Source organism: Geodermatophilus sp. SYSU D00525 (assembly GCF_054050475.1).
Map to the genome: position 1 here is coordinate 37,383 of NZ_JBJGZK010000003.1, position 17,207 is coordinate 54,589.

Consider the following 17,207-nt stretch of genomic DNA (forward strand, 5'->3'; position numbering starts at 1 on the left):
TCGGCGGTGGAGGGCAGGACCGCGCCGACCGCCGTGGCCGCTCCGAGGAGCCGCGGGGTGGCAGGTCCACCGGCCCGCAGCCGGTCCGCGTCGACCGTCGGCCGTACCGGTGGGGCAGATCCGGGAGTCGCGCTCACGACGTGCCTCCGGAGGGGGACGGACTCGTCGGACGCCGACGCTAGGAGGGCGGCCCGGACGCGCGACTCACCTCCGGCGGGTGATGCTGTGGCCCCCACCCCGGCGCGATCCGGTGCGCCGTGCGGGTCGTCGACGCCGGGTCACCGCCGATCCCGGACAGGTCCTGACCGGTCCCGGGGACGGACGACGGCTGCTCCGGCCGGGGCCGCGCCGTCGCGGTGCCCGTCACGCCTGCTGGTCGGCGGGTGCGCGCGCGGCCGGGGGTGCCGGGGTCCGCGGCCGCGGTGCCGGCTCGGCCGTGACCGCCCGTCCCGCCGTCCGCAGGGCCGCCTCGGCCTCGGCGACGAGGCGGGCGACCAGCTCGCGGGCCGGGACGACGTCGTGGACGAGCTGGACCGACTGCCCGGCGAACGGCAGCAGGTCGTGGCCGCCGCCGGCCCGCACGCGGGCGCGCAGCTCGTGTCCCACGCGCTCCGGGTCGACCGTCTCCGGCGCCCGCTGCAGCCGGGAGACCAGCTCGGTCCGCAGCGCCCGCGGCGCGTACGGCTGCCCGAGCTGCGGGAGGGTGAACCGGGGCATCACCCGCTCGCTGTGCGGGACCTTGACCGCGTCGGTGGCGTCCGCGGCCACGATCCGGTCCTTCCACTCCTGGTCGATGCCCATCTCGGGGGTGGCGAGGAAGCGGGTGCCCAGGCTCGCGCCCTGCGCCCCGAGCGCGAGGGCGGCGGCCAGGCCCCGTCCGTCGGCGATGCCGCCGGCGGCGACCACCGGCACGTCCCCGGCCAGGTCGACGACGGCCGGCACGAGCACCAGGGTGCTGACCCAGCCGGCGTTGCCGCCGGCCTCCGTGCCCTGCGCGACCAGCACGTCGGCACCGGCCTCCAGCGCCGCCTCCGCGGCCCGCACGTCGCCGACCGCCTGGATCCAGCGGATCCCGGCGTCGTGCGCACGCGCGACGAGGTCGGTGGGGACGCCCATGTGGAAGCTGATCGCCGCGGGGGCGAACTCGAGCGTGGCGGCGAAGGCCTCGGGGTCGAACGGCCGCCCGGTGTGGTTGACCGCGAAGGGGCGGTCGGTGGCCTCCCGCACCCGCTGCCACTGCGCGCGCAGCTCCGACGGCCGGCGCAGCGCCGTGCCCAGGCTGCCGAGGGCGCCGGCCCGGCAGGCCTCCACCGCCAGCGCGGTCTCGTCCCAGGGCCCGAACGGCGCGACCACCACCGGCACGGCGATGTCGAGCAGGTCGCACAACCGGGTCCGCAGCATCGCAGGCTCCAGGGGGAGGCGGGACCCGAAGTGTGGCCCCCCGGCGGTGACACGGGCCAGGGTGCCGTGCGCGCCGCGGGCCGAGGTGCCGACGGGGTCCCGGCAGAGGGGAACCTAGGGCCCTGTCGCGCGCTCCCGACGTCCCGACACTGGTCCCATGACCACCACGACTGGTCCAGGCAGCGTCCGGTCCACGGCGGCTCCGGTCAGCGACACCGCCGTCGCCGGACTCCGTGCCGCGCTGCGGGGCGAGGTCCTCACCGCTGCGGACGCCGGGTACGACGAGCACCGCAGGCTCTGGAACGGGTCGGTCGACGGACGTCCCGCCGTCATCGCGCGGTGCACGGGCGCGGACGACGTGCGGACCGCCATCCGGTTCGGACGCGAGCAGCAGCTGCCGATCGCCGTCCGGAGCGGGGGGCACAGCTTCCCGGGCCTGTCGACCTGCGACGGCGGCCTGGTCATCGACCTCCGGCGGATGAACGGCGTCCGGCTGGACCCGGACTCCCGGGTGGCGGCGGTGCAGGCCGGGACGCTGCTGGGCGAGCTGGACGAGCGGACCCAGGAACACGGCCTGGTCGTGCCGGCCGGGATCGTCTCCCACACCGGGCTGGCCGGGCTGACCCTCGGGGGTGGCATCGGCTGGGTCATGCGCCGGTACGGCCTCACCGTCGACTCCCTGCTGTCCGCGGACCTGGTGACCGCCGACGGCGAGTTCGTCCGGGCCGGCGAGGACGAGAACGCGGAGCTGTTCTGGGGATTGCGCGGCGGCGGCGGCAACTTCGGGGTGGTCACCGACTTCCGCTTCCGCATGCACCCCCTGGGACCGCAGGTGGTGGCCGGGGCGACCTTCTGGTCCATGGACGACGCCGAGCCGGTCCTGCGCTCCTACCGGGACTGGGTGGCCGAGGCTCCCGACGAGCTGATGACGATCGTCGTCCAGCGGCTCGCCCCGCCCCTGCCCGTGGTCCCGCCGGAGCTGGTCGGCCGGCCGGTGGTGGCGGTGGCCGCCTGCTACGCCGGCGACGTCGAGCAGGGGCAGCGGGTCCTGGCGCCGATGCGGGGATTCGGGTCGCCGGTGCTGGACGTCGTGGCGCCCAAGCCGTTCCTGGCGCACCAGCAGATGTTCGACCCCTCGTTCCGGCACGGCTGCTGGTACTCCGTCCGCTCCTGCGACGTGGCGGCGCTCAGTGACGACGTCATCGACGTCGTCGTCGAGTACGGCCGCCGGATCACGTCGCCGCTCAGCAGCGTGGCGCTGTGGCAGATGGGCGGGGCGGTCGCGCGGGTCCCGGACGACGCCACCGCCTTCACCGGCCGGTCCACCGGCTTCACCTTCAACATCAACGGGAACACCGCCGGCCCGGACGGGTTCGAGGAGCAACGCCAGTGGGCGCGCGACTACTGGACGGCCCTGGCCCCGTTCCACACCGGCGTCTACGTCAACTTCCTCATGGAGGAGGGGCAGGCCCGCGTGCGGCAGGCCTACGGGGACGCCACGCTCCGACGCCTGACCGCGCTGAAGCGGCAGTACGACCCGACGAACGTCTTCCGGCGCAACCAGAACATCGACCCCGGATGACGTCGTCCGGTCCGGGCGGCCGACGCCCTGGCCGGTGACGCCGCGGCCGACGGCCCCGCCGGGACGCCGGCGCGCGGGGACGGTGGTCACGTGACAGTGGTCGTGGAGGCGCCTCGTATCCTCCGCCGGCATGCGGACCCCGCCGGCGGTCGACTCGCTCCGGAGCTGGGCGATGGTCGCCGCGGCGTTCGCCGCGATGTTCGCCTCGTTCGGGATCGCCTACTCCTTCGGCGCGTTCCTCGAGCCGATGGCGGAGGAGTTCGGTGCCGGTCGCGGCACGACGTCGGTCTTCTTCGCCCTCACCTCGCTCACGTACTTCGGCCTCGGCGCCCTCAGCGGCATCGCGGTGGACCGCTACGGCCCTCGACGGGTGCTGCTCGTCGGGGGGATCGCTCTCGGCGCCGGGCTGGCGGCGACGTCCCGTGCCGGTGAGCTGTGGATCGGACTGGTCACCTACGGCCTGGGGGTCGGGATCGGGGTGGCCTGCGCCTACGTCCCGATGGTGGCCGTCGTCGGCGGGTGGTTCGAGCGGCGCCGCACGCTGGCGATCGGGGTGGCGGTCACGGGGATCGGCCTGGGCACCCTCACCGTCGCACCGGTGGCCGCCGCCCTGATCGGCGAGCTGGGGTGGCGGGACACCCACCTCGTGCTCGGCCTGGCGGGCGCGGCGGTGCTCCTGGCCTGCGCCGCGGTCGTCACCTGCCCTCCGGTGCCGGCCGGCCCGGCGGCGCTGACGCCGGCGGAGGCCGTGCGGAACCGCGACTACCGACGGCTGTACCTGGCGTCGGGTCTCGTGTCCGTCGCGCTGTTCGTCCCGTTCGTGCACCTGCCCGGCTCCGCCGAACAGGTCGGGGTGGACCAGGTCGCGGCGGCGTTGCTGGTCGGGGTGATCGGGGCCGCGAGCACTGCCGGCCGGCTGGTGCTCGGGGCGGTCGCTGCGCGGACCGGGGCGTTGCGCGCGTTCCGGTGGTGCTTCCTGACGATGGGCGCGAGCTTCGTGCTCTGGGGCCTCGCGGGCGGGTACGGCGTGCTCGTCGCCTTCGCCGTCGTGCTGGGGATCGGCTACGGCGGCTTCGTCGCCCTCGGGCCCGCGGTCGTCGCCGAGCGGTTCGGCACCACGCGCCTGGGTGGGCTGCTCGGGGTGCTCTACACCAGCGCCGGGATCGGATCCGCCGTGGGAGCTCCGCTCGCCGGGGCGGCCGTCGATGTCTCCGGGTCCTACGCGCCGGTCATCGCCGGGTGCCTCGTCCTCGGGCTCGCCGCCTGGCTGACCACGCTCACCGTGGCTCGCTGACGGGCACCGCGGCGCACCGTCCGCGCCCGCCGCTGACCGTCCCGGGCACGCGACGTGAGCCGTGGCCCCGCCCGAGCCCCCGGCCCGCGATGAGGACGCCGTCCGGTCCGGCCCGGGCGCCACTGCCCGGCCGGCCCTGCGCGGAGCCCGCGACGCCGCGACGACGTGCCGTGCGACGAGCGCCGTCGCAGGCTCGCTGACAGGGTGGGCGGCATGGCCAGCGTCCCTCCCGTCGTCGTGGTGACCGGTGCGAACGGGTTGGTGGGCACCGCGGTGTGCCGGGCGCTGGCCGAGCGGTCGGCGCAGGTGCGCGCCGTGGTCCGCCGCGCCGGCAGCGCGCCCGCGCTCGACGGGCTCACGGAGTTCGTCGGCGACTTCGCCGACGAGTCCCTCGCCCGCGCGGTGACCCGGGGCGCCGACGCGGTCGTGACGACGGTCCACCCGATGGGCTCGTCGCGGGAGGTCCAGCACCGTGTGGGCGTCGAGGGCACGTCGGTCCTCGCCCGGGCCGCCCGCGACTCCGGCGTCGCCCGGCTGGTGCACGTCTCCACGGCCGGGGTCTACGACCGCTCGGCCGGCATCGGGGACATCGCCGAGGACGGTCCCCTCCTGCCCGAGGGCAGTGGTGACTACCCCGACACCAAGAACGCCGCCGACGCCGCGCTGGCGCAGGTCGGCGGGCTCACCACCGTGCTGGTCCGTCCGCCGGCGATCCTGGGCGCCGGCGACACCTCGGTCTGGAACACGCTGCGACCGCAGGCGATCCGCGACGGCGGGGACCGCCGGGCCGACCCGTCGCGGACCTGGCCCTGGGTGCACGTCGAGGACCTGGCGGCCTTCGTCGCGGACGTCGCCACGGGTGCCGTCGCGACGTCCGACGACCCGGAGCGGGGTCCCGTGGCCGGCGGCACCACCCCGGTCATCGTCGCCGGCGAGCCCGCGACGTGGCGGGACTACCTCGGCACGGTGACCGACGCGCTGGGCGTCGCCCCCGAGTGGACCGACGAGCCGGTGTGGACCGGGCAGCTGCTCACCGACCGCGCGCGGAGGTGGGGGTGGGTGCCCCGGGTCGGCCTCGCGCAGGCCCTGGACGAGTTGCGGCGGGGCCTGACGCCGCGGGCGTGACGGACACCCCGGCGACCGGGACCGTCAGCGCGGGGCCACGCGGAAGACCGGCCAGCCGACCTCGGTCCGCCAGGCCGACGGGTCGGGGGTGTCGCGCGGGCCGGCCAGGTAGGTCTCCCGCACCGGCCCGGCCACCGCGAGCGCGTTGGCCACCACCCAGGCACCCAGCTCGCCGTAGGTGACGTCGATGTCGTGGTGTTCGCCGACGTGGATCGCGACCGCCAGCTCGGCGGCCGGCAGGGTCACCGGGTGCACGCGGCCGCTGCGCGGGGGCCGGGCCGTCGGCCGGTACACGAGCGCGTGCCCGCGGCCGGCCTCGAAGAGCGCGTTGTCGTACAGCCCTCCGGGGACGCCGGTCGGCTCGCCGACGACGGCGTCCAGCTCGGCCATGGCGCCGGCGTACCAGGGGAGGAGCTGGTCGTGCGCCACGTCGTCCTCGACCGCGGCGACGGTCGTGGCCGGCTCCGCGCGCACCTCGACGTCCAGCGGGGCCGGCTCCGGTCGCAGCAGCCGGCGCAGCGACGCCACCGCGGCCCGGGTGCGGTCCAGTTCGGACTCCAGCCGCTCCAGGTGGCCGGAGACCAGGGCGGCACGGGTGCCCGGGTCGGGGGAGCGCAGGATCCGCTGGACGTCGGACAGGGGGACGTCGAGCTCGCGCAGGCGGTGGATGACCTGGGCGGTCGGGATCTGGTCCGCGGTGTAGTAGCGGTAGCCGGTCGCCTCGTCCACGGTCGCCGGCTCGAGCAGGCCCGCGTCGTGGTACCGGCGCAGGGTGCGCACGCTGAGGTGGGTCAGCCGGGAGAACTCGCCGATCGCCAGCACCGGAGCACTGTGCACCCTCTCCCGGGGGGAGGGTCCACCGCTCGACCCTCCCGCCTCGGGAGGACGCACCGTCGGGGCATGACCACCCCGACCAGCAGCCGGCCCGACCAGCTCCCGGCTCCGATCCGCGAGTACCTCGCCGCGCACGCGGCCCGCGATGCGGACGCCGCGCTGCGCGCCTTCACGCCCACCGCCGTGGTCGTCGACGACGGCACGACCTACCGCGGGACCGAGGAGGTCCGGCGCTTCCTGACGAGGGCCGGAGCCCAGTTCAGCTACACCTCCACGCTCGTCGCGACGGAGCGCACCGACGACGCGCACTGGGTCGCCACCCACCGGCTGGAGGGCGACTTCCCCGGCGGCGTCGTCGAGCTCGGCTACCGCTTCGCGATGGACGGCGATCTCGTCGCGGAGCTCGTCATCGCCCCGTGACGACCGCCGTCCGGCGGTCAGGCCTCGGCGCTCGGCAGGCTGTGCCAGGTGTCGTAGGCGACCGCGGCCGCCCCCTCCGCGTCCCCGGCGGCGCACAGCCGGATCAGCTCCTCGTGCCGGGTGACCGAGGCCCGGCCGCGGAGGGAGCCGAACCGCAACCGCTCCGCGCGGCGCACCGTGGGCGTGAACTGCTCGAGGACGCGCGCGAGCGCGCGGTTGCCGGAGAGGCGCACCGGCACGCCGTGCAGGTCGTCGTCGATCCGGAGGGCGGACTCGACGTCGCCGGAGGCGACCGCGGCGGCGAACCGGCGGTTGGCGTCGCGCATGGCGGCCAGGTCCGCCTCGGTGAGGACGGGGACGGCCTCGCGGACCGCGAGCTCGTGCATCGCCGCGACGACGTCGCGGGCGTCCCGGACCGCGCGGACGTCGAGCGGGCTCACGACCGTCGACCGGCCCGGCCGGGCCAGGACCAGCCCGCCCTGCGCGAGGCGCAGCAGCGCCTCGCGGACCGGAGTCCGGCTGACCCCGAGCCAGGTCGCGAGCTCCAGGTCCCTCAGTTGCTCACCGGGGGCGAACGTGCCGTCCACGATCGCGTCGCGGAGGCGGCGGTAGACGTCGTCGCGCAGCAGGCCGCGGTCGACGCCGGGGGCGGTCGAGGGGATCGGCACGGACGGACCTCCCGGGAACGCACGGACTGCGGAACGAGGAAGCGCGGAAAGGAGACTGTCCGCCCGCAGATCCAACATGCAATATATCGCACACCGGCCGTCCCGACGGGAACGCGTTCAGGGCGGGCGACCGGACGGGCGACGGGGGTCGCCCGCCGACCGAGAGGGAGAAGCGATGACCAGCAGCACGCCCGACACCCGCACCGGTACGCAGCCCACGGTGGTCCTCGTCCACGGGGCCTTCGCCGACTCGTCGAGCTGGAACGGCGTGATCACCCGTCTCCGCGCGAACGGCTACCCGGTGGTCGGGGTGGCCAACCCGCTGCGCGCCCTGGCAGGTGACGCCGAGTACCTGCGCCACGTCCTGGACGGCGTGGACGGGCCGATCGTCCTCGCCGGCCACTCGTACGGCGGCAGCGTGATGAGCGAGGCGGCCGACGGGCACCCGCAGGTGAGGGCGCTGGTGTACGTCGCCAGCTTCCTGCTCGAGGAGGGGGAGAGCACCGGCGAGCTGGCCGGCAGGTACCCGGGCAACGAGCTCGGCCCCGCGCTGCGCCCGGTACCGGTCCGCGGTCCGGACGGGCAGACGGTCGACGACCTCCACATCGAGCAGGAGGAGTTCCGGGAGGTCTTCGCCGCGGACGTGCCGGCGGACGTCGCCGCGCTGATGGCCGTCACACAGCGGCCGATCACCGGCGACGCACTGGAGGACAAGGCGACGAAGGCGGCCTGGAAGACCATCCCGTCCTGGACCCTCGTCACGCGTCAGGACCTGGCCGTCCCGGCGGAGGCACAGCGGTTCATGGCCGAGCGGGCGTCGTCGCACACCGTCGAGGTGGACGCGTCCCACGCCGTGACCGTCTCCCGGCCCGACGTCGTCGCGCAGCTGGTCGACGAGGCCGCCCGCGCGACGGCCGCCTGATCCCGACGAGCCCGGCAACCGGGCCGCCAGGAGGGAGCACGGAGGCCCCGCGGTCGGCGACCGAGGGGCCTCCTGCCGTGTCCGAGCGGGACCGTCCGGTGCGGCACCCGTCGGTCAGGTGCTACCCCTGGGTGTGCGGCGGGACGGGGTCGTGACGTCCGCGGACGGCAGGGCCCCGTCGGCCCCGCGGCTGCGCAACTGCGTGACCAGGACGGCGGCCTGGGTGCGGCGCTGCAGGCCCAGCTTCGGCAGCATGTTGGTGACGTAGTTCTTCACCGTCTTCTCCGCCAGGCCGAGGCGATCGCCGATCTGCCGGTTGGTGAGCCCGTCGCCGATCAGCAGCAGCACGGCGCGCTCCCGCTCGGTGAGGCCGGCCAGTGGATCCGGTCGCCCGGCGCCGCCGCGGGGATCGAGCAGTGCGGTGACCTCGGGGGCGAACACGGTGCCACCCGCGGCCACCCGGCGCACGGCCGCCGTCAGAGCCGGACCGCGCACGTGCTTGACCAGGTATCCCGACACCCCCGCCCGCACGGCTGCCGCCACCGTCTCCGGATCGACGTACTGGCTGAGCACCAGGCAGCGCACCCCGGGGACGTCCGCACGCAGCCGGGTGCAGGCCTCCGCCCCGGTGCCGTCGGGCAGGCGCATGCCGATCACGGCCACGTCCGGGCGCGCGGCCCGGCCCCGGGCCACCGCCTCACCGACGGAGGCCGCCTCCGCGACGACCGTCATCCCGGCGTCACCCGCGAGCACCTGGATCACGCCGCGGCGGACCACCTCCTGCTCGTCGAGCACGAGAACCCGTACGACAGCGGTTCGTGACGGCATCGGCATCAGCTCCCCGGGGGTCGAGGGGGCGGCACAGCGTCGTCGGCCTGCAGGTGGAACGCCATTCGGCCGCGTGGTAGTCCGGCACCCGCGTCGGCACCTCGCGGGTGGGGGCCCGAGACCACGGAGCGGACCCGGCCGACCGCCGGCGGTGCCCGGCCGGCACGGCGTCACCGGCGCAGGTGGCCCGGAGGGCGCGCCACGGCAACCGCCCTCGCGCGGCCCACCGACAGCGCCCCGGAGGCCCGGACGTGAAGCGCCCCGGGTCCCTGACCTGCAGGAACACCGGGGCGGTGCTGTGTCCGAGGGGCGACACGCTACATACGCACACGCCTGCGCCCGCGTCTACGGACCGATTGGCGGTAAACGTGCGGGGCCGCGGAGTACGCACGGCCTCGGCGAGACGCGGTGTCCGGGATGGGCAAGGGAACGCATGTACCCCTGGCAGGAATCGGCGAGCAAACGGTCCACAAGAGCCACCTCCCTCGACTACTGGGCCGCCATGGCGATGAGGATGTCCACGCTTCTGCCTCCGCTTGTGTGTCAGATCCGTGCCATAGCGTTCCGTTAGGACAGAGAGTCTTGGCCGTGACGGGTCGGCCTGCGTACTTCGCAGCGGGGGGACGGTGAGGCGCGTGGCTGAGCGGCGGATCTCGTTGAAGTACGCGGCGAGGTGTCAGCGCTGTCAGCGAACTCTGCCGGCGGGGACAAGGGCTCGCTGGGATCCTGACACCAAGTGGACTGCTTGCTTGCAGTGCTCGACTCAGACCCCTGACCGGGCTGGTGCCGCAGCGCATCGCGGAGCGGTCGCTGGTGCTCGTCCGCCTGTGCCGGCCGCAGCTTCGCCCGTGCCGCCTCCCGTCCCGCTCGACCCTCGGTGGGACGAGCTGGTTCGCTATCACCTCGCCTGTGTGCAACGCGCGGGACTGGCCCAGTCGGTCGAGTACAGCGCCGCCGACTCGTGGGTAATGCTTCCCTTCGCCACGGAGCAGTTCCTCGCTGGCACCGCCGACTCCGTCCCCGTGGGGCCCGAGCTGCGGCAGCTCTTCGACGGCGCCGGGCGCGAGGAGGCCGTCTTCTACGGCTGGCCGTTGGTCGTCGCTCTCGATCGGCGGGGCGTTCGTCGCGTCGCACCCGTCGCCGTCACCGCGCTGGAGCCACCCACCGCCGAGGAGACGGCTGCGCTGGCGAAAGACGCGGAGCCCTACCTGAATCCGGCATTGCTGTCCGAAGACTTCTTCCCGCCCGAGGCGCTTGCGGCGGCACGCGCCGTAGCGGCCAGCGGCCTTGCCTTCGGCGACGCCGAGGGGCTAGCAGTCCAGCTGGCCGACGTGCTGATCGCGCTCGGCTTCGACGACCGCGCCGCTCTCGACCCGCAGCGGCTGTCTGCCACGCCTCGGCCGCGCTCTCCGGGCGTGTACAACGCGGCCGTCGCCTACCGGGGTGCCTCGAACGGCGCCACTGCCGGACTCGTCGAGGAGCTCACCCAGCTACGCACCCGCCCGGACTGGTCCCGGACAGCCGCCCGCTACCTGCTGGAGCAAGCTCCCGAGGTCGCGCTGCCCGACGAACCGGCGCAGGTCGCACCGCTGACTCTGAACGACTCGCAGGAACAGGCCCTGGCTGCCACCGGCGTCCTGCCGGTCACCGTCATCACGGGCCCGCCCGGCACCGGCAAGAGCCAACTGGTCGCGGCGACCGTTGCGGCGGCATGGCTACGCGGGGAGACCGTCCTCGTCGCCTCCACCAACAATGAGGCGGTCAAGGTCGCCGTCGAGCGCGCTCACGAGATCGACGACGGGCTGCTTATCCGAACGGGCAATGCGGAACATCGCGAGGCCCTTCCGCCGACTCTGGAAGCCCTCGCTGGACGTCCGGTGCCTCCGGGTGTCTCCCCGACAGTCAGCCAACGTCAGCTTGAGGTCGCCGTCGCCAACAGGACCCGGCTGCACGACGCCCTGGCGCAACGCGCCGCCCTCGAGGGCGAGCTCGGACAACTCGCCCTCGACCTCGAGGCCCGCCGCACCTTGTTGTGGGGCCAGCCGAGGCCCTCCCCGGTGCACGACCGCCGCGTACAGCTCGCCCGCCGTGCACGACGGGTCGAGCGCTCCTACCTATTCACCGCCGCCCGCACCCGCCGCACGCTGGCCGCGGCAGAGGTGCCGACCGATCGAGTGGTACAGCTCGCCGATCTGGCGGAGTGGGCGGAAGCCGAACTGCGCTGGGACGCACTCCAGGCCGCTATCACCGCCCTTGGCGCCCGAGACCCCGAGACTGAACGAGACCAGCTCGCCGCCGCTGATCACGCGTGGGAGCAGGCCAGTCTCACCGCCGTCCAGCAGACCGTCGCGACACGGATCAGCGCTGGGGCCACCGCGCTGAAGCATCTGGCCCGCCTGCGCCGCGGTGCACCCACCGCGCGCATGGCCGCCGTCGCCGGGACCCTCCCGTCAGCGACCGGATGGGCCTGCACCGCCCTGTCCGCCGGACGGAACTTCCCCTTGACTGCGGGCCTGTTCGACCTCGTTGTCATCGACGAGGCCAGCCAGTGCGGCGTGGCCGAGGTGCTGCCGCTGGCCTACCGGGCCAAGCGGCTGGTCATCGTCGGGGACCCCAATCAGCTGACCCCTGTTGTCACCCTCGCGCCCCGCGACGTTGCCACCATCGCTGCCTCCGTCGGTTCTACCCAGGACGACCTGCACGCCCGCGCAGTCTCCTACGGGCAAGACTCCGCTTTCACAGCGTTCGCGAGACGCGCAGGACGGCCGCCGTTCCTGTTGGACGAGCACTACCGCTGCCACCCGGAGATCGCCGCCTACGTCAACGAGGCGTTCTACGGAGGCAGCCTCCGCGTGCTCACCGACGTATCCCGGCAGGACGGCACGGTTCGCGGACTGCACTGGCTACAGGTTGCCGGACATACCGAGCCCGGCCCGCGCAGCGGCGCGGTCAACCACGCCGAAGCCGACGCGATCGTTCGCTGGGTACTCGACCACCCCGACGAGCGGGGCAGTCTCGGCGTGGTCACTCCCTTCGCTGCCCAGGCGGAGTTAATCGAGGACGAGCTGCGTCGCGCCCTCGGCGAGGAGCAGTGGACCGCCCGCGGGGTCGCTGTGGGAACCGCGCATCGCTTCCAGGGTGGCGAGCGAGACATCGTGCTGTTCAGCCCAGTGCTCGCCTCCGATGCACGACACGGAACTGCGCGTTGGGTGGAGGAGCAACGCAATCTGGTCAACGTCGCGGTCAGCCGGGCCCGCCGTGCCTTGGTCGTCGCAGGTGACGCCCTGGCATTGGCGCAGCTACCGACGCCGACCCTGGCGGCGCTGGCTGACGCCGCGCGCCGCGAGCACCCGACGCCGTCATCGATCGACAGGGACGACCGACGTCTGCACTCGGAGGCTGAGCGGCGGCTGTACGCGGCGCTGACCGAAGCTGGCCTGGAGGTACAGCTGAAGCCGGTCGTAGACGGCTACGAACTCGACTTTGCTGTGGTCGCCGCCGATGGCCGTCAGATAGATGTTGAATGTGACGGCACTCAGCACACTGATGTCCGAGGCCGGCAGCGTCGTCAGGATCTGGTGCGGGATCTGGTGCTCCAGCGACTCGGCTGGCAAGTGCTGCGAATCCCAGCCTGGCGGTGCCTGACCGAGCCGCGAGCCGCCGCCCATGACGTTGCCGACGCTCAGGGCGGGCATCCGGTTCGAGGTGCATGCGCCGCGCCCGGCTGACCTGCGGCGGCGCTGACGCGATGGATCTCGTCGACCGCGGGTCTTTCCCGGGTGGCTCACGACACGCCGTCGTTGCCCCGGTGTCAACGGGATGCGGCTATCAGCTGTACGGATGAGAAGGCCCGTCTCCCCGCAGGCAGGGAGTTGAGAGAAAGTTCGGTCACCGGCCTTGATGACTGCCAATCGGGAACCCTAAGTGGCGCTCGAAGAACGCGTCGTGCAAGGCGCTCTCGACGGTAGTGGTTGCTATGGCGCTGTCGTGCGGATCCAGGGACCACGCCACGACCAAGCCGCGTCGCGCTGCCCAGTGGAAGTGGCTGTAGCGGTCCCACGGATCCGTGGTCGCGAGCGTGCTTCTCGCCCAGCCCACCTGCGTGCCGAGACGGATTCGAAGTCCCTCTTCGCCCGAAGCCTTCCCGATCTTGAGGACATGCGATTGCGCTCCGGTGGGGTACTCAAATGCGTGATTCGCAGTCAGGAGGACGTAGACGCCCCGCGTCACGGGGATCTGAGATGCCCCGTTCGTCCACTCTCCGAGAGGTGTTCTGTCGAACACGTCGAACGCTCGACCCGAGACGAGCGGTGCCCATCCACGCGACACGAGCGCGGAGTTAAGAACGCGGACGCCTGGGTCTCCGGTGAGCAGGGCTGCGGTGCCGCCGAGCGGTGGGGGAGGAGGGGCAGGGTGAAGCATGGATATCTCCGGGTGGTTGTTCGTCGGCGGCGGCATGGCCATCGAAGCCTGTAGCGAGCTGCGCGTGGTGAAGCGTGCGGGCTCGGCGCAGGCGCTCGGGCGGACGAGACCCTGCTAATCAGCCACGCCTTACTTGGCTGCACTCAGCCGCGTAAGGCCGCCCCATAAGCGTGCCGGGGCTTCAGTGGTCGGGAAGATCCGGCGGTGTCGCGGCTGCTCGGCGGACGCTCGCGGAGCGATGCTGCCGCAGTCGGTTCAGCAGCGCCGTGGCTTCTGCTCCAGGCGTCGGTCTCCTGGACAGAGCGATGGCCACGGCGGTTGGAACAAGCCGCCCGGTGTCGTTGGCACACCGTCGGACGGCGGAGATGACGGTCTGGTCACCCTCTCCATCTGCCAGAAGCTCGGCGAGGCCTCGAGCGGCGGCTGTTCGCACATGCGGGTCGTGGTCGGTGGCGAGGACTAACAGAACCCCGATGTCCTCGGGACGGCGGAGACGTCTGGCGATCCGGGCCGCAGATTGGCGAGCATGGTGGTCGCCAGCAAGCAACGCGGGTAGCTGGTCAGGGCCGGGTGGATCCTCCTCAGTGGCGAGCGCTGCAACAAGTTCGTTTACAGGACCAACACCTCCTCCGGGGCCACCATGCAGCCCGGAAAACGGGGAGGGCAGTGGGGGGTGGCTGGCGGCTGAACGCGCTGCGGCCAAGAGCCCACCACGGATCTCTGCGGGGACGCGGTCAGGGTTGGTCGCGAGAAGTTGACAGGCCCGGCTCTTGTGGCTGCCGGCGACGAGTGGATGTGCGATTAGTTCCAGAAGCGGTGGCCAGTCCGCGAGCGCCGGGTGCCAGATGTTCAGTAAGGCCAGGATGTGCCCGTCGTCGTGCACCATTGCGCGAAAGACGCCTTGTTCTGCGAGTTCAACCTCCCGCCGAACGTTGACGGATGACGCGCTGACGACCACTCGGACAACATGGTCGGGTAAGTGCGTCACGTCCCCGAGTGCTCCGAGCGCGTCGAGGTCGCCACCCGCGGCCATGTCGAGCAAGCGTTGACGCACGTCTTCGTTGTAGAGCGCCGCGACGCCCAGCAACGATGTCGCTAGGACCCCGTGATGTCCACTCGCGGCCACGCCAGCCGTTGTGGCCGCCTCCTCGCTCCAGACGGTTCGCGGTAGCGCATGCTCCGCGCGGGCCCAAGAAGTGGCGAGCAGCTGATCGGTTTGCGGGGGCAACGTCGCAATGCGTTCAGCGACAATGCGCTGGATCTCCGGGGATGCGGCGGGCACGACCCGCGCAATCACGTCTACCAACCGAAGGTCGACGAGGTAGGTGGGCTGCGTCCTCTGCTCGAATTCGGTCGAGTCATCGAGGGTGGAGAGAAGCCACCCGATGGTTCTGTCGGCCGTGGCCTGGTCGAGCAGGTCTCCGCCGCGCTCCAAGAGCGTGAGCGTCGCTGGTGCTGTTGTGCGGGTTGCTTGGTCCAATTCGACGTGGGCAGCGGCCTCGGTCACCGCCGCTGACGGGCCATCGTCGCCGAGCCGGCGGACGGCGTGCTGCATCTCGTTCGCGTTCCCGGCCAATCGCAGCGTCTCAAGTGCGGCCTTCGCCGCTTCTGAGGCCGCGTCTCTGCCAAGGCGCAGCAGTCCGTCCTGTGCAAGGAGTCCGGACAGGTGACGCCATGTGGCGTGGTCCCCGGCATAGCTGGCTGTGAGGGCCGCGGAGAGCAGCTGGTCGTTGGCTTCATCACCGGTCGTGATGCGCACTGTGTCGTCCCGCGCCCACGTCCAGAAGGTTCTACGAGTGAGCGCGGTGAGTCCCCGGGACACCGTCTGCGTTCGCCACCAGGTCGCCGTCGTATCGGAGCCGGCGATCACGGCGGAGACGTCGGACTGAAGTGAGCCGGAATTGTTGAAGAGCAGGAGCGCCGCGACGCCTGCAAGGGCCGTGGCGGTGACGTCTTCAGCGTGTGTGGAGCCAATTGCCTGTGCTCGTGCCGCGATATCGCGCGCTTCCTTCGGCTCGCCGATCTCGGCGTAGGCGCGTGCCTTCTGGATTGTTAGCCAAGCGTGGTCGACGGGATCTGCGTCGTCTCTCCGTAGGGCCTCCTCAAGGACTGTCAACGCTCTGTCAGCGAGGCCCTGCTCCAGCATGGACGCCGCCGCTGCGACAGTCGCCGCGGTTCGACGCGCAGGATCGGGCGCGTCCCGGGCAGCCAGGGCAAGAGGCTCGAAGTCTTCTGACATCACTCGGGTGCCCATCGCGCCGACGAATCGCCAGTCCCAGTTGATGGATCCTGTCGCTTCTTCCCAGGAGGGGACCTCGGCGTGCTGCTCGCTGCGCCGTGTCAGGTCAGCAAGCCTGCCTTGAACCAGCAGAGCCAGAGCCTGCGCTGGGGTAATGGGTTGCTCTCTGTCGGCGTTAGGGTGCGGAGCGATCAGGCGCGGCACGATCAGTGCATGCCGCAACAGGGCTGTCGCGGGCACTGACCTGTCGCCGCTCCAGGCGCTGCCCTCCCACGTGCCGCCGGACCGCTTGGAGGCTGCGACCCGGAGCAGGTCGTCGCGGTGTGCGTCGTCGACAGTGTTAGCGGCAGGAACGAGAACTTTCGCTCCTTTGCCGGTACTAAGGACGGCTTCCGCTGATACGTGCGCCCAATAGGACGTCTGAGTGTCCAGATCGTGCAGCACGATCAGGTGCGGCAAGCCGTGTGCGAGCCAGGCGTCGACGTGTTTCCGGTCGGCGTCCCGGAACCACCAGCCGATCACCGTGCCGGAGGCGTCCCGTTCCGTTTCGGCGAAGAAGCTGGGGCCAGTCTTCACCTGAGCGCCGACTACGAGTCCCAGGTCGTAAAGGCGGGAGTCCCGAGCCATGAGCCAGAGATCGGTTCCCACGTCATGGCGGGGATTAGGGGCTACGCCCCACCCGAGACGCTCGAACTTCCCGGTCACCTCCGTTTCTCCGATGTTCCCCGTCTGGTCGCTCTGAGTGGCACGCACGCCGGCCAGTTAAGTGGATCGGGTCCGGCTGTGCCGCAGGCGACGCGTACGTGCGCCGCTCGCAAGCGCCGGCGGGCGTCTGCGGGCTCCGGGGCCTACGCATATCCGGGCGGGGCGCTACTCGCGAAGCTGGGTGACGCGTCGCGCTTCTGTCGGTACGGGCTGCTTGGCGGACTCCCTGGGTCACGCGCGCCGCGGTTGTCTGCAGGCTAGGGGCCCGGCCCTGGCGCGGTCATGCCGCGCGTGGCCGCCCTCCGTCGACCGCGACTCCGTCGAACCCGGAGCCGCGGCGTCACGGCGGCTCCGGTGACCGACTTGGACAACGTCGGGGTCAAGCGGGCACAGCTCGCCAAGCTCCTCAACATGCTCGTCGAGGCGGCCGGCCCCGACTCGATGTGCCCTTGCCCCGGGGGACCCACAGGGGACCGGGCTGGCGGTGCGGCAGGCGTGTGCCGACGCCGGTGTCGACGTGCTCGACGCCCCGCCCACGCCCAACGGCGCGGACCGGGTGCTGCTGTCGGCGGCCATTCGGCTGTACGCCGACGGTATCGACCACTTCTTCATCGCCTCGCACGACAAGGCCTTTGCGATGTTGCCCGAGCGTTACACGGTGCTGCTGGCCGATGGAGGAACACCGACGCGGGTCCTGGTTCAGTGCGCCGCCGGGCTGCGGCGTGTGGACTGACTTTGGGCGGTCCATCGCGACCGCCTTCCAATGG

Annotated in this window: 12 protein-coding genes; 7 read left to right on the forward strand and 5 right to left on the reverse strand. The window is 72.6% G+C overall.

The window, feature by feature from the left end; all coding sequences use genetic code 11:
• Positions 1–363: 363 nt before the first annotated feature.
• A complete protein-coding gene (locus ACI796_RS03635; protein WP_456939903.1) occupies positions 364–1,401 on the reverse strand; it encodes an NAD(P)H-dependent flavin oxidoreductase in 1,038 nt (345 codons plus the stop codon).
• Positions 1,402–1,558: 157 nt separating this feature from the next.
• Here ACI796_RS03635 and ACI796_RS03640 point away from each other — a divergent pair, with 157 nt between their 5' ends.
• The 3 genes from ACI796_RS03640 (at position 1,559) to ACI796_RS03650 (ending at position 5,402) form a co-directional block, all read left to right on the forward strand.
• A complete protein-coding gene (locus ACI796_RS03640) occupies positions 1,559–2,983 on the forward strand; it encodes an FAD-binding oxidoreductase (RefSeq protein WP_456939904.1) in 1,425 nt (474 codons plus the stop codon).
• A 130-nt stretch (positions 2,984–3,113) separates the two neighbouring features.
• Positions 3,114–4,277, forward strand: coding sequence for an MFS transporter (locus tag ACI796_RS03645; RefSeq protein WP_456939905.1), 1,164 nt, complete (start codon positions 3,114–3,116; stop codon positions 4,275–4,277).
• A gap of 213 nt (positions 4,278–4,490) precedes the next feature.
• Positions 4,491–5,402 (forward strand): NAD-dependent epimerase/dehydratase family protein, encoded by a 912-nt coding sequence (locus ACI796_RS03650; protein WP_456939906.1) that lies wholly within the window; start codon positions 4,491–4,493, stop codon positions 5,400–5,402.
• Between the two features lie 24 nt (positions 5,403–5,426).
• Here the strand turns inward: ACI796_RS03650 and ACI796_RS03655 are convergent, their stop codons facing one another.
• Positions 5,427–6,224, reverse strand: a complete 798-nt coding sequence (locus ACI796_RS03655; protein ID WP_456939907.1) for a MerR family transcriptional regulator — start codon at positions 6,222–6,224, stop codon at positions 5,427–5,429.
• Between the two features lie 78 nt (positions 6,225–6,302).
• Here ACI796_RS03655 and ACI796_RS03660 point away from each other — a divergent pair, with 78 nt between their 5' ends.
• Positions 6,303–6,656: a nuclear transport factor 2 family protein gene (locus ACI796_RS03660; RefSeq protein WP_456939908.1), complete on the forward strand. Its 354-nt coding sequence runs from the start codon at positions 6,303–6,305 to the stop codon at positions 6,654–6,656.
• 17 nt (positions 6,657–6,673) lie between these two features.
• On the opposite strand, the gene ACI796_RS03665 is transcribed toward ACI796_RS03660, so the two are convergent.
• Entirely contained in the window at positions 6,674–7,324 is a 651-nt protein-coding gene (locus ACI796_RS03665) for a GntR family transcriptional regulator (protein WP_456939909.1), read from the reverse strand.
• Between the two features lie 175 nt (positions 7,325–7,499).
• Between ACI796_RS03665 and ACI796_RS03670 the strand changes: the two genes are divergently transcribed.
• Positions 7,500–8,246 (forward strand): alpha/beta fold hydrolase, encoded by a 747-nt coding sequence (locus tag ACI796_RS03670; protein WP_456939910.1) that lies wholly within the window; start codon positions 7,500–7,502, stop codon positions 8,244–8,246.
• Positions 8,247–8,360: 114 nt separating this feature from the next.
• Here ACI796_RS03670 and ACI796_RS03675 read toward each other — a convergent pair whose 3' ends face one another.
• The gene (locus tag ACI796_RS03675; protein ID WP_456939911.1) at positions 8,361–9,041 is read right to left on the reverse strand and encodes a response regulator; all 681 of its coding nucleotides are present in this window, start codon (positions 9,039–9,041) and stop codon (positions 8,361–8,363) included.
• A gap of 881 nt (positions 9,042–9,922) precedes the next feature.
• On the opposite strand from ACI796_RS03675, the gene ACI796_RS03680 reads away from it, so the two are divergent.
• Positions 9,923–12,802, forward strand: coding sequence for an AAA domain-containing protein (locus ACI796_RS03680; protein WP_456939912.1), 2,880 nt, complete (start codon positions 9,923–9,925; stop codon positions 12,800–12,802).
• Positions 12,803–13,677: 875 nt separating this feature from the next.
• On the opposite strand, the gene ACI796_RS03685 is transcribed toward ACI796_RS03680, so the two are convergent.
• Positions 13,678–16,488 (reverse strand): DUF4365 domain-containing protein, encoded by a 2,811-nt coding sequence (locus tag ACI796_RS03685; protein WP_456939913.1) that lies wholly within the window; start codon positions 16,486–16,488, stop codon positions 13,678–13,680.
• A gap of 469 nt (positions 16,489–16,957) precedes the next feature.
• On the opposite strand from ACI796_RS03685, the gene ACI796_RS03690 reads away from it, so the two are divergent.
• The gene (locus ACI796_RS03690) at positions 16,958–17,173 is read left to right on the forward strand and encodes a hypothetical protein (RefSeq protein WP_456939914.1); all 216 of its coding nucleotides are present in this window, start codon (positions 16,958–16,960) and stop codon (positions 17,171–17,173) included.
• Positions 17,174–17,207 lie beyond the last annotated feature (34 nt).

Excerpts from the sequence above, each read along its gene's own strand:
- ACI796_RS03635 (WP_456939903.1), bottom strand. The coding sequence starts at position 1,401 with ATGCTGCGGACCCGGTTGTGCGACCTGCTCGACATCGCCGTGCCGGTG.
- ACI796_RS03640 (WP_456939904.1), top strand. The coding sequence starts at position 1,559 with ATGACCACCACGACTGGTCCAGGCAGCGTCCGGTCCACGGCGGCTCCG.
- ACI796_RS03645 (WP_456939905.1), top strand. The coding sequence starts at position 3,114 with ATGCGGACCCCGCCGGCGGTCGACTCGCTCCGGAGCTGGGCGATGGTC.
- ACI796_RS03650 (WP_456939906.1), top strand. The coding sequence starts at position 4,491 with ATGGCCAGCGTCCCTCCCGTCGTCGTGGTGACCGGTGCGAACGGGTTG.
- ACI796_RS03660 (WP_456939908.1), top strand. The coding sequence starts at position 6,303 with ATGACCACCCCGACCAGCAGCCGGCCCGACCAGCTCCCGGCTCCGATC.
- ACI796_RS03670 (WP_456939910.1), top strand. The coding sequence starts at position 7,500 with ATGACCAGCAGCACGCCCGACACCCGCACCGGTACGCAGCCCACGGTG.